The organism is Tychonema sp. LEGE 07196, from assembly GCF_963890365.1.
Taxonomy (GTDB): Bacteria; Cyanobacteriota; Cyanobacteriia; order Cyanobacteriales; family Microcoleaceae; genus Microcoleus.
Window position 1 is genome coordinate 1 of record NZ_CAWPRX010000081.1, and the last position, 12,178, is coordinate 12,178.

Consider the following 12,178-nt stretch of genomic DNA (forward strand, 5'->3'; position numbering starts at 1 on the left):
CCCCAATCCCCAATTCCCAATCCCCAATGCCCTATGCCCAATTCCCAATCTAAAATCTAAAATCTAAAATCTAAAATCGCATGACTCCCACCTTATTCGGCCGCTGGCAAACTCGCTTACTGCTATTTGCAACCGTAGGTGTTTTAGTAACACTGCCCTTTTTTATGGGTTTAATGACAACCAAATCCGGCTCAATCTTTTTCTTGATTTTAGGCTATCTAGCAATTTTTGGCCTCGGCTGGGATGCCTTATATATCTATATCCAGCAGTTTCGCTGGGATCGAGATTGGCCCGGTGTATTTCAATTGCTTGCCGGGATTTGGGAAGCGCTTTTTGTGTTATTTTTAATCAAGATTATTGGTTTGCCGGGAATACCTGCCCAAGATTTTGACTTGGGAGCTTTTGCACTGCATTATAGTTTAGTGTGGCTGGCTATTTATCTGGCATCGCAAACACTAATGCGGATTTTTTTTCCCTACTGGCGTTTTCGAGGCGGCCAGTGGTTTTAAGCATAGATTTGAGTTGCGTATTTTTTTGATTTGAAGTAAAACCGCAGATATCAGGCAGATTAACTTTTCCATATCAGGCAGAATTTGGTAGCGCATACCGGCAAGGAAAAGTCTATTTGGGGCCAGCCGAAGGTACACGCTCAACTGAATTTATAGTAATCCGAAATCAGGGTTTGAGACACTGTTTATTTTTGAGTCGGCGCAGGCCGACTTTGTGTGACAAGGAGCGGTTTCAACCGCCGAGCGATAAAAGGGATAACAAACCCGAATTTATAGTAAGCTTATTTTAAAATGAATGGGATGATTCAATGCACCCTGCTCCTTGTATATTTTCGTTTTTTTCCGGTTCGGGATTCCTTGACCTCGGTTTTGAATTAAGCGGCTTTAATGTAGTGTATGTCAATGAAATTTTCCCGCCTTTTATGCAAGCATACCGCTACTCTCGCCAGTGTCTAAATTTGCCGCAGCCAGAATACGGACACTGCGAAGGAGAGGAAGCAGATGTCACTCGACTTGTAGAGGGAAAACCAGCACTTCACTTGCGGGAATTGATGCAGGATGCCCGCAAGCATCACGATATTATTGGATTTATTGCTGGGCCACCTTGTCCTGATTTTTCTATTGGTGGCAAAAACCGAGGTGGGGAAGGAGATAAAGGTCAACTTTCAGCTTCGTACATTGAATTGATTTGTCAGCAGCAGCCGGATTTCTTTTTGTTTGAAAATGTCAAAGGGTTGTGGAGAACCAAAAAGCATAAAGCTTTTTACGATGAACTCAAGCTTAAGTTGGCTGATTCGGGATATGTTTTTGTGGAAAGGTTAATAAATGCGATCGAATACGGTGTCCCGCAAGATAGAGACAGGATTATTTTAATCGGTTTCCAAAAAGATATTGTTAAAAATATGGGTATTTATTTAGATAAAAATAGCCCGATGTTGCCTGAAAATTTATTTCCTTGGTCTAATCAGATATTATATCCAAAGTCTGAAGTTTTTGCTTGTCCTTGGCCTGAAATAAATGCCTTTGTCAGCGATAGTTTTTTGCCTTGTCCTGATAGCGTTCCGAAAGAGTTAACAGTACAGTTTTGGTTCCAAAAAAATGATGTTGCAAACCATCCTAATGCCCAACACTACTTTCAACCAAGAGCAGGAATTAAAAGATTTGCTGCTGTCGGTGAGGGAGATAATTCTAAAAAATCTTACAAGCGTTTGCACCGGTGGCGTTATTCCCCGACTGCTTGTTACGGCAATAACGAAGTTCACTTGCACCCTTACAAAGTTCGCAGGCTTTCTGTTGCAGAAACACTGGCTATTCAGTCTCTGCCAAAAGAGTTTGCGCTACCAGAAAATATGACATTAACTAATATGTTTAAAACAGTTGGCAATGGGGTTCCTTATTTGGCTGCACGAGGTATTGCCAAAACAATTTTACAGTTTTTATCTCACTAAAAAAACAGAACAGCTAAATACCCAACTTCGGAGATTTTGTCGGTATCTAAAACTATTTGTAGTGATAACGGGCGCATTGCACACCCTATAATTGCTAAAATTCCCAATCACCAGACGTATCTCTTTTAACTCACATCTTGCACCTGCGGTAAAAACCGGGTTTCTGACCGAAAATTTAGCATCACAACCTATATCTCTCGTTCAGAAACCCGGTTTTTAAGAGCTTGTTGAGAATGGTGCTATTCTGTCAGTTTTAACACAAAAGTGTTATAATAGTTGGTTGAGCTTGAAAACCTATATTTTTTATTTGCCTGCAATTCGCCATGACTGTTAAACCCCGCCGCTATCACATTACCACCTTCGGATGCCAGATGAATAAAGCCGACTCGGAACGGATGGCCGGCATTCTGGAAAATATGGGCTTTGAGTTCTCGGAAGACCCTAACGACGCTAGCTTGATTCTCTACAATACTTGCACGATTCGCGATAATGCCGAACAAAGAGTTTATTCTAACCTGGGAAGGCAGGCTCACCGCAAGCGCAAAGAACCTGGTTTGACTTTAGTTGTGGCTGGATGCGTGGCGCAGCAGGAAGGTGAAGCGCTGCTGCGGAGAGTGCCGGAATTGGATTTAGTAATGGGGCCGCAACACGCTAACCGACTTGAAGATTTGCTGGAAGAAGTTTTTCAGGGAAATCAAGTTGTGGCGACTGAAGCTGTTGAGATTATGGAGGATATTACTAAGCCTCGCCGCGACAGCAAGGTGACTGCTTGGGTGAATGTAATTTATGGCTGCAATGAACGCTGCACTTATTGTGTTGTGCCGAATGTTCGCGGGGTTGAACAGTCACGAATGCCGGAGGCTATTCGGGCGGAAATGGAGGAGTTGGGCCGTCAAGGTTACAAGGAGGTGACTTTGTTGGGGCAGAATATTGATGCTTACGGGCGCGATTTGCCGGGGACGAAACCGGACGGCAGCAACCAGCATACTTTGACGGATTTGCTTTATTTTGTGCGGGATGTTCCTGGGGTCGATCGCCTCAGATTTGCTACTAGCCACCCGCGCTATTTTAATGAAAGATTGATTAAGGCTTGTGCGGAGTTGCCGCAGGTTTGCGAACATTTTCACGTGCCTTTTCAGTCTGGAGATAATGATATTTTGAAGGCGATGTCGCGGGGTTATACTCAGGAGAAGTACCGCCGCATTGTTGATATGATTCGCGGTTATATGCCGGATGCTTCGATTACTGCTGATGCGATTGTGGGTTTTCCGGGGGAGACTGAAGCCCAGTTTGAGAAGACTCTGAAGTTGATCGAAGATGTTGGTTTTGATTTGGTGAATACGGCGGCTTATTCGCCTCGCCCGGGAACGCCGGCTGCTTTGTGGGAAAATCAGTTGAGTGAGGAGGTGAAGGCCGATCGCCTGCAACGAATCAATCATGTAGTCACAACAACGGCTATGGAACGATCGCAGCGCTATTTCGGACGCACTGAGGAGGTTTTGGTGGAAGTTCAGAATCTTAAGGATTCAAGTCAGGTGATGGGACGCACTCGCGGTAATCGCCTCACTTTTTTTAAGGGCGATATTGCACAGTTGGCGGGTAAAATTGTGCGGGTGAAAATTACTGATATTCGCGCTTTTAGTTTGACTGGAGAAATGCTGTAAGGGCTTTGACAGAACTTGTGCAAAACCTCTATTATGTTGTAGGATGCCCCGCAAGCACCTGAGATAAAGATTATAGCAATCCTCCCATCAGTTGTGTAATTTATTGTAGGGCTGTTACCTTTGAAAATCCCCGATTAATCAGGGGTAGGCACGGGGCGCTACCCCTACAAGTTTTGCGAATTATTTAGGATTGCTATAGTGCGATCGAGAGGAATGCAATTCCTCATTTAAATTAACAAAAAAGGGTTTAAATTCATGACACAAAGTTCAGGATTCGACGAACAACTGTCTGCTTCACAAGCTGATTTGCCGCAGCCAAACGAAGAGGGAGAATATACAAGAACTTCGCACCAATATTGGGAAGTGGTAGATTCTGACCCGAACGGCCTCAACTGCCGCATGGGATCTCATTCGATTCGGGAAATCGAAGATCCGGGGAGCAAGATAGATTTAAATATTGGCAGTTGGCCTGTTGTTGGTACTTTGAAACAAGGGCAGAATTTTGAAATTTATCTCGGCCCTAGCGGATTGGGGGTTTTGTATGACGATCGACATCAACCTTGGTTTTTTGTGGCAAAAAGTGAGGGTGTCGGCGGGCCGAGTAATTGTTTTGTTCGGGCTCGCAGCAGTTTTGTGAAACCTATACAGCCGGAGTAGCTATAGCTGATAATAGCCCAAGTTTCCTTACCCTTGATTCTCACTTGCTGTCTCATACTTCCTGGCCTAGCTGCGCTAAGTGCGTGTATATTTGTCAAAAAGTACCGGGAGTATTGAAAAATGACGAAGATGCGGATCGGGTTACTCTTCGGCGGGCGATCGGGCGAACATGAAGTTTCGATTAGTTCGGCGCGGGCGATCGCCCGCGCCCTCGCTGCTGATGCAAATGCCTCTAAATACGAAATTCTGCCCTTTTACATCCAAAAAGACGGCCGCTGGCTGTCGGGTGCGACACCACAACAAGTTTTAGAAACAGGAAAATCTCTGGAAATAGAGTCGCAAACAGCACAAGGAGAACCCGAAAACTCTGCTTTGTCTTCTCCACAACCGCAATTTCCTAATTTTAATTCCGTAGATGTTTGGTTTCCGGTTTTGCACGGGCCAAACGGCGAAGACGGTACGGTGCAAGGGTTGCTTAAATTATTGCAAATTCCTTTTGTCGGTTCCGGGGTTTTGGGATCGGCGCTGGGAATGGATAAAATTGCGATGAAAATGGCTTTTGCTCAAGTTGGTTTGCCACAGGTAAAATATGTCGCTGTCAACCGTTCCGACATTTGGTCTAATCCTTGCGTTTTCCCCAAACTGTGCGACAAAATTGAGGAAAGTTTGGGCTATCCTTGCTTTGTAAAACCCGCGAATTTGGGTTCGTCTGTGGGAATTTCTAAGGCTCGATCGCGCGCTGAATTAGAAGCGGCCCTCGACAGCGCCGCCAGCTACGACAGGCGGATAATTGTGGAAGCGGGTGTGGTGGCTAGAGAGTTAGAATGTGCGGTTTTGGGCAATGACAACCCAAAAGCTTCTACAGTAGGAGAAATTACTTTTAAAAGCGATTTCTACGACTATGAAACTAAATATGCTGAGGGACAGTCCGATTGCTCAATCCCGGCAAAAGTTAGCGGTGCGATCGCCTCGCAAATTCAAGAAATGGCAGTGCAAGCGTTTTTGGCTGTAGACGCAGCCGGTTTAGCGCGAGTAGATTTTTTCTACATTGAATCGACGGGAGAAGTTTTGATTAATGAAATTAATACTTTCCCTGGCTTTACAGCTACCAGTATGTATCCTCAAATGTGGGCGGCGGACGGCATTCCTTTTCCAGAATTAGTGGATTGTTTAATTCAATTAGCTCTCGAACGGCACGGGAAAAAAGGTTGAATCGCGAGTCGCTATCCTGTTTTGGTAGCAACAGCAAAAAGTAATACCAATTTCATAAAGTAGCGCTAGATCTTACCCCCCCCAACCCCCCCTTATTAAGGGGGGGCTTCGGATTTCATCCATAGCATATCTTTAGAAAACTGGTATAAGTTATTCCGCAGGATATATCCATAGTAGCGGAAACGATATAAGATGGTTCTGGCAGGCATTGCCTGCCAGCAGCTCAATTTCTGCGGCTGGTCGAGCAACTGATGATTTTCTGCAGGCTGGTATAAATAAATTCAACATAAAATGGTTGACCCAGAACCGCGAATAGCAGTGTCAATCTCGCATCAGGCATCTCCAATTTTAACTGGGTTAACTTAGATGAGACGTTTCACTCAACTGTCGCATTGGTGGACTTACGGATTGTTCTTTCCGCTAACGGTACTCAACTGCTGGTTAGCGCTGCTGGTTTTTGAATATTTTCGGGCCCTGATTACCGTTTTGGTAGTCGCTACAGTGTTCTCTTTTTTGCTAGACTATCCGGTGCGCTTTCTCCGCAGATATGGTTTGAAGCGCGATCGGGCAGTTTTGTCGGTATTGTTTTTGACTTTACTGATATTAGTGGTTTTAACTATCACTCTGGCTCCTATTTTGCTCAATCAAGTCACTGAACTCGCCACGAGGCTGCCAACTTGGATAGTTTCTGGGACGCAACAGATTGAAGCATTTAACAAGTGGGTGGAAAATCGAAATCTCCGCATTGATATTACCAGTTTAACTGCTCAATTGAACGATCGACTTTCAGCTCAATTGCAGTTTCTCACGGGCGAAATCCTCAAATTTGGTTTGGGTGCGGCAGACAGTGCGGTGAATTTTCTACTGACAATAGTCCTGACATTTTACTTGCTCTTGCACGGCGATCGCCTGTGGGAAGGATTATTTAAGTGGCTACCTTCCAAACTGAGCTTGCAATTGCGGCTGTTGCTGGCGCGAAGTTTCCACAACTACTTTGTCGGCCAAGCAACTTTGGCGGGTTTGATGGGACTGTCGATGACTGTGGCTTTTTTAATTTTACGAGTTCCCTTCGGCTTGCTGTTCGGTTTGGGTGTGGGGGTAATGACGATGATTCCCTTCGGGGCACCTTTTAGTATTTGCATTGTCAGTTTGCTGATTACATTAAACAACTTTTGGCTTGGTGTCACAGTTTTAGTTGTTGCTACCATAATCGATCAAGTCATTGAAAGCGGGGTCGCTCCTCGGTTATTAGGCGGTTTTATCGGCTTGAATCCCGTGTGGATTTTAGTGTCGCTGCTAATAGGGGTGAAAGTTGCGGGATTAGCAGGTCTGATAGTTGCGGTGCCGATGGCCGGTTTTATTAAGAATGCTGTTGATGCTTGGGAAATTTCTAGGCACAAGTCGATGGAAATTGATGAGGTTAATGCTATTGAACCTATGGAGCCATAATACTAAGTAGGTGGACAAAAATATTTACAGTCATTGCGATCGGAGCGACGCAATCCCAACCGAAGCGATTGCTTCATTACGCTTCGATATCTTCGCAATGATATTGTGTAATTAATTTTGTCCACCTACTTATTTGATATTTTAGATCGAAGATTTCAGATGGCAGAATTGGCAATGATATCGCATCCGGTCGATTACTACGACAAAAATGGTTCGTAGTGCGGAGGAGAGTACATTCTATTGAGCGGACGGTTGTCCGCACTACAAACCAATGCGATCGCGATCGACCTACCGGACGCGATATGAGATTGCATCCAGTAAAATAACGCGATCGAGTTTGCAGCATCAAACTTTGGTCTTCATGAAATTCTGAAGACTTGAGTCCGGTGCTGCGAACATAATAGAACTGATTGTATAAAAATTTCCCAGAAAATGCGGAATATGCGGAGTGGTTACTGTAGTATCTATTACTGCATTTAGGTGGCAATTGGCCAGTGCTGACAAAAGATCGCCCTTGCAAACAGCAATCAGCCATTAGCCGGGTAAGTCCGGTTTCTACCCAACTCTGTAGGGTAAACCCTACCAGGCAAGTAGATCTAACAAATGCTTGAATTAAAATTATAGAGCATTGAGTTGTAAGTTAGTTACACGGTAGTGCTAAAAATGCAAAACGATAATTATAAGTCTCGCCCATTCTCCCACCATATCAATATTATGTCAAGCAAAAATATGCCTAATCAAACTCAGCTTTCTCGCAAGTTTTCTCTGCCAAAAAAACTTGCTTTTGTATCTCTAATTTTGATCGGCTCCACCGCAACTGTCGGCTGTAATGCCCTAAATTCTTCAGTTCCCGGCTCTTCTAACGCCATCAAAGCTGAACCGGCAAATGCTGCATCGCCAATCTCAGGATTCCCGGCAAATATACTGCCTTCTCAAGACTCAAATTTCGTGAGTAAAGTAGTGCAGGAGGTCGGGCCTGCAGTGGTGCGAATCGATTCTTCTCGCACGGTGAAAACCCAACAGCCTGATGTTTTGAACGATCCGTTTTTCCGCCGCTTTTTCGGGCCGGACTCTCAGGTACCGCAGGGAAATCGGGTAGAACGAGGCTCCGGTTCGGGTTTTATTTTTGGTTCCGACGGTCGCATTTTGACTAATGCTCACGTTGTTGACGGCGCGGATACGGTGACGGTAAAACTGAAGGACGGTCGCGAATTTGTGGGCAAAGTTTTAGGGGTAGATACAGTTACTGATGTGGCTGTTGTGAAAATTGAAGCTAACAATTTGCCTGTGGTGAGTTTGGGCAAATCTGAAGAGTTACTGCCGGGAGAATGGGCGATCGCGATCGGCAATCCCCTCGGTTTGGACAATACCGTGACTGTGGGGATTATTAGCGCTACAGGCCGTTCTAGCGCCGATGTCGGCGTTCCCGACAAGCGCGTCAGCTTTATTCAAACCGATGCGGCCATCAATCCGGGTAACTCGGGCGGCCCGTTGCTGAACCAACGCGGTCAAGTTATTGGCATGAATACGGCGATTATTCAAGGTGCCCAAGGATTGGGTTTTGCGATTCCGATCGATCGGGCGCAACAAATTGCCGACCAATTAGTAAGCACCGGAAAAGCCGAACATCCTTATCTCGGCGTTCGGATGTTGAGCATTACTCCCGAAATCAAGGCACAATTCAATAAAAATCCCAACCCTAAATTGAAACTGACTGACGATAAAGGCGTGTTAGTTCTGGGAGTTGCGAAAGATTCTCCGGCATCAAAAGCTGGAGTTCGCGTTGCCGATGTGATTAAAAAAATCAACGGTTCAGAAGTCAGCGATGCTGGCAGCGTACAGCAAATTGTCGAAAAAAGTAAAGTAGGCACTGATATGCAGCTTGAGTTGAGTCGCGGCGGGCAACCGGTGACTGTGGCGGTGAAAGCTGGTGCTTTTCCGGCGGATATGAAGCAGTAGAATTGTTGATATTTCAGGTTAAGTTAAGCCAGGGATTTTACTTCTCTGGCTTAACTTTTAAGTTTTTTCGTGGGGCGGGGACGGGTTTATAAAATTTCTGGCAAAAGATAAGGGATTGACGGATCGATCGCTCAATCCATCAATCCCCCAATCTGTAATCTCAACCTGTAACTTACCTTTTTGACAAAGGCTATAAACGGAGAGGGAGGGATTCGAACCCTCGTTAAGTTGCCCTAAACACACTTTCCAGGCGTGCGCCTTCAACCGCTCGGCCACCTCTCCAGGACTAAATTTATTCATTTAGCCACAGCTAAACTATCTTACCAGAACAAATCTGATTTGGGAAGGGGTAAGGGCATAAATTTGTTGTTTAATGTGGGTAGGGTGTCACGCGGGGCGGATAGAATTCTCCTCGCTGTAGCGCAAACCGATTGATATCAAGGGTTTTGCCTGCCAAACCCGAATCTAAAATCTAAAATCTAAAATCTAAAATTCCATGACTCGTTCTTACACCATTAAAATTCATAACAGACAGACAGGCGATCGCCACACAGTGCGAGTACCCGAAGACCGCTATATCCTCCAAAGCGCGGAAAACCAAGGAGTAGAATTGCCTTTTTCCTGTCGCAACGGCGCTTGTACGGCCTGTGCGGTGCGCGTCAAGTCGGGGGAACTGCACCAGCCTGAAGCAATGGGGCTTTCTGTGGAACTGCAAAAAGAAGGCTATGCTTTGCTGTGCGTCTGCTATCCCCGTTCTAACATTGAGGTAGAGACGCAAGACGAAGACGAAGTTTATGAATTGCAATTCGGTCGCTATTTCGGTAAAGGTAAGGTTAGAGTTGGTTTGCCCTTGGATGAAGAATGATCTCAAATCCGGTAACTGCGGAATTATACCAGAGCGAGCCGATCGCGGGCGAGACAGCACTACAAGGGAAAATTTATTACGAAACAGAAAACTTTTATTTTCCCTGCCAAAGTGTAGCTTCCCTCAATTGCCAATTGCCAATTTCCAATTCCCAATTAATAATGCTGCTTTATCGGTTATTTGCGATCGCCCTTTGCGTGTTGTTAGCTAGCTGCCAAAAACCAGAAATGCCCCAAGGTACGATCGCCAAAGTAGAAAGAATCCTCAGCGGGCAAACAATCGAAGTTATCAGTACAGCCGACAAAATCGCCTTATTAGAACAAATCAGACTGATTGGTATTGATGCACCAGATTTTCAACAGCAGCCTTGGGGAGAAGCAGCCAAACAAAGATTAGAACAACTAATTGGGGAAAAACAAGTATTGTTAGAATCCGACATCGCAGAAAAAGACCAGTACGATCGCAAATTAGCTTATTTGTGGCAAGATGGAATTTTGCTCAACGAACAGCTAGTCAAAGAAGGTTATGTTTTGGCATCAGGGCGATCGCGCAACACGAAATATCAACAGCGACTCCTAAACGCTCAAGAATGGGCGAGACTCATGGGTAAAGGGCTGTGGAACCCAGAACGAGCTTTGCGCCAAACTCCTGCTGAATTCCGCCAGCAAAATCAGCAGAAATAGTCAGTAGGGAATTGTTGGCTGTTGACTGTTGACTGTTGACTGTTAACTGTTGACTGTTGACAACTAATACTAATTCTAAAAAATCATGCAACATTAGCTGAACCGGTGCGTCGCTATCAAAAAAAGCGACTGTCTCACAGCGACGAACCTTACAAGTAGTCTTTCAGGAAACAAACCCAAAAGTCATAACTGTTGCAAAAACTTGGAGAATTGCTATAACAACCAACAACCAACAACTAACCAATAACAACTAACAAATAACAAATAACAACTAACAACTAACAAATGACAAACAATCAACTGCAAAACTACTTAGAAATAGCAACCGAAGCAGCCCTAGCGGCCGGTGCCGTCCTGCAATCTTTCTGCGGTAAATTAGAAAATATTCAAGAAAAAGGTCGATCGGGCGATTTGGTCACAGAAGCCGACAAAGCCTCAGAAGCCGTTATCTTAGAAATTCTCGGCCGCCACGTACCCGAACACGCCATCCTCGCGGAAGAATCCGGTTCATTAGGGAATGCAGCTAGCAAATACCTGTGGGCGATCGACCCTTTGGACGGTACAACCAATTATGCTCACCAATATCCTTTTTACGCCGTGTCGATCGGGCTTTTAATCGACGGCTTACCACAAATTGGCGTAATTTACGACCCTTCTCATAACGAATTGTTTCGCGCAGCTAAAGGATTGGGGGCGACTTGCAACCGGCGGGCGATCGCAGTTTCGCAAAGCTCAGAATTGAGAAACAGCTTGCTAGTGACCGGCTTTGCCTACGATCGGCGCTCCACAGCAGATAATAACTATGCCGAATTCTGTCACCTCACCCACCTCACCCAAGGCGTGCGGCGCAGCGGTTCCGCAGCCCTAGACCTAGCACATACAGCCTGCGGGCGATTGGACGGATACTGGGAACGGGGACTCTCCCCTTGGGACGTAGCAGCCGGCGTACTCATCGTCTCCGAAGCCGGAGGTCAAGTTACAGCCTATGATGGGGGTGCATTTGAGATGAACTCTGGTCGAGTTTTGGCCACCAACGGCAAAATACACGCCGAACTAAGCGGTGCACTGCTGTCAGTTCCTCCCTTATCTTCATGGAAGTAGCGTTTCGACAGCAAGGGATCGGGGGTAATACGGGGGTCACAACCCCTTAAGTCAAGTTACATTAAAGGATAGTGAAAAGCCAGGAAAGCGAGAGTAAAAGTTATGTCTTTTGAAATGACAAAAGGGTTGTTCAAGTACGATTTTACAGATCAGCACGCAATTTTGGGAGTTCCTTTAGACGCCGAGTTTAACGACATCCGCAAGCGCTACATGAAAATTGCCCGCCGCTTGCATTCGGATACTTGCTCTTTTGAAAGCCAAGCCGATAAAGATTGGGCCAACCAATTTTTGTCAAAAGTGGTCAATCCGGCCTACAATAAATTCTCCAAAGAAAGCGATCGCAAAGAATACAGCTTGCTGTTAGCAGCCATTGGTAAGCGCGTCCTTAAAGAACAAGGAAAAATGCACATCGAAAGTGCAGCAGCTAAAGAGTTAACTACCGCTAAAAATTTGGAAGAAGCTTACAAAACAGCAGTTGGTAAACTAGCTCTCAAGCAGTACGAATCTGTTGAGGAAACGCAAGAGGCGATCGCTCAAATTAGCGAACTTAATATGGTTTACCTGCTGCGAAAAGAGCGCTTGGGCGGTGCGGTTGGAACCGGTTCATCTGAAAAAGTCACAACCCCAACCC

11 protein-coding genes and 1 tRNA gene are annotated in these 12,178 nt (G+C 45.4%); 11 read left to right on the plus strand and 1 reads right to left on the minus strand.

Annotation, left to right across the window (positions count from 1 at the left end):
- Nucleotides 1-80: 80 nt before the first annotated feature.
- From AACV78_RS10205 to AACV78_RS10235, 7 genes are all read left to right on the plus strand, one after another.
- Nucleotides 81-509, plus strand: a complete 429-nt coding sequence (locus AACV78_RS10205) for a hypothetical protein (protein WP_194013005.1) — start codon at nucleotides 81-83, stop codon at nucleotides 507-509.
- A 308-nt stretch (nucleotides 510-817) separates the two neighbouring features.
- Entirely contained in the window at nucleotides 818-1,957 is a 1,140-nt protein-coding gene (locus AACV78_RS10210; RefSeq protein ID WP_194013006.1) for a DNA cytosine methyltransferase, read from the plus strand.
- Between the two features lie 323 nt (nucleotides 1,958-2,280).
- Nucleotides 2,281-3,621 (plus strand): tRNA (N6-isopentenyl adenosine(37)-C2)-methylthiotransferase MiaB, encoded by a 1,341-nt coding sequence (gene miaB, locus AACV78_RS10215; RefSeq protein WP_194013007.1) that lies wholly within the window; start codon nucleotides 2,281-2,283, stop codon nucleotides 3,619-3,621.
- 255 nt (nucleotides 3,622-3,876) lie between these two features.
- On the plus strand, nucleotides 3,877-4,278 hold the full coding sequence (locus AACV78_RS10220; protein WP_194013008.1) for a hypothetical protein: 402 nt from the start codon (nucleotides 3,877-3,879) through the stop codon (nucleotides 4,276-4,278).
- Nucleotides 4,279-4,398: 120 nt separating this feature from the next.
- The gene (locus AACV78_RS10225) at nucleotides 4,399-5,490 is read left to right on the plus strand and encodes a D-alanine--D-alanine ligase family protein (RefSeq protein ID WP_194013009.1); all 1,092 of its coding nucleotides are present in this window, start codon (nucleotides 4,399-4,401) and stop codon (nucleotides 5,488-5,490) included.
- Nucleotides 5,491-5,856: 366 nt separating this feature from the next.
- Complete coding sequence (locus tag AACV78_RS10230; RefSeq protein ID WP_194012925.1) at nucleotides 5,857-6,939, plus strand: AI-2E family transporter; 1,083 nt, start codon at nucleotides 5,857-5,859, stop codon at nucleotides 6,937-6,939.
- Nucleotides 6,940-7,668: 729 nt separating this feature from the next.
- On the plus strand, nucleotides 7,669-8,898 hold the full coding sequence (locus AACV78_RS10235; RefSeq protein ID WP_370528875.1) for an HhoA/HhoB/HtrA family serine endopeptidase: 1,230 nt from the start codon (nucleotides 7,669-7,671) through the stop codon (nucleotides 8,896-8,898).
- Between the two features lie 197 nt (nucleotides 8,899-9,095).
- Here the strand turns inward: AACV78_RS10235 and AACV78_RS10240 are convergent.
- Nucleotides 9,096-9,180 (minus strand) — tRNA-Ser (locus tag AACV78_RS10240).
- Nucleotides 9,181-9,394: 214 nt separating this feature from the next.
- On the opposite strand from AACV78_RS10240, the gene AACV78_RS10245 reads away from it, so the two are divergent.
- From AACV78_RS10245 to AACV78_RS10260, 4 genes are all read left to right on the plus strand, one after another.
- Nucleotides 9,395-9,763 carry a 2Fe-2S iron-sulfur cluster-binding protein gene (locus AACV78_RS10245; protein WP_194012927.1) on the plus strand — a complete coding sequence of 123 codons (369 nt, stop codon included), beginning with the start codon at nucleotides 9,395-9,397 and terminating at the stop codon, nucleotides 9,761-9,763.
- Nucleotides 9,760-10,446 carry a thermonuclease family protein gene (locus tag AACV78_RS10250; RefSeq protein WP_339383565.1) on the plus strand — a complete coding sequence of 229 codons (687 nt, stop codon included), beginning with the start codon at nucleotides 9,760-9,762 and terminating at the stop codon, nucleotides 10,444-10,446. Before AACV78_RS10245 ends, AACV78_RS10250 begins: the two co-directional genes overlap by 4 nt.
- Nucleotides 10,447-10,731: 285 nt before the next feature.
- On the plus strand, nucleotides 10,732-11,547 hold the full coding sequence (locus AACV78_RS10255; RefSeq protein WP_194012928.1) for an inositol monophosphatase family protein: 816 nt from the start codon (nucleotides 10,732-10,734) through the stop codon (nucleotides 11,545-11,547).
- A 102-nt stretch (nucleotides 11,548-11,649) separates the two neighbouring features.
- Nucleotides 11,650-12,178, plus strand: a 529-nt coding sequence (locus tag AACV78_RS10260; RefSeq protein ID WP_194074403.1) for a J domain-containing protein, incomplete at its 3' end; no start/stop codon positions are given.

Coding starts and splice junctions, on each gene's coding strand:
- AACV78_RS10205 (WP_194013005.1), top strand. CDS start 81: ATGACTCCCACCTTATTCGGCCGCTGGCAAACTCGCTTACTGCTATTT.
- AACV78_RS10210 (WP_194013006.1), top strand. CDS start 818: ATGCACCCTGCTCCTTGTATATTTTCGTTTTTTTCCGGTTCGGGATTC.
- miaB (WP_194013007.1), top strand. CDS start 2,281: ATGACTGTTAAACCCCGCCGCTATCACATTACCACCTTCGGATGCCAG.
- AACV78_RS10220 (WP_194013008.1), top strand. CDS start 3,877: ATGACACAAAGTTCAGGATTCGACGAACAACTGTCTGCTTCACAAGCT.
- AACV78_RS10225 (WP_194013009.1), top strand. CDS start 4,399: ATGACGAAGATGCGGATCGGGTTACTCTTCGGCGGGCGATCGGGCGAA.
- AACV78_RS10230 (WP_194012925.1), top strand. CDS start 5,857: ATGAGACGTTTCACTCAACTGTCGCATTGGTGGACTTACGGATTGTTC.
- AACV78_RS10235 (WP_370528875.1), top strand. CDS start 7,669: ATGCCTAATCAAACTCAGCTTTCTCGCAAGTTTTCTCTGCCAAAAAAA.
- AACV78_RS10245 (WP_194012927.1), top strand. CDS start 9,395: ATGACTCGTTCTTACACCATTAAAATTCATAACAGACAGACAGGCGAT.
- AACV78_RS10250 (WP_339383565.1), top strand. CDS start 9,760: ATGATCTCAAATCCGGTAACTGCGGAATTATACCAGAGCGAGCCGATC.
- AACV78_RS10255 (WP_194012928.1), top strand. CDS start 10,732: ATGACAAACAATCAACTGCAAAACTACTTAGAAATAGCAACCGAAGCA.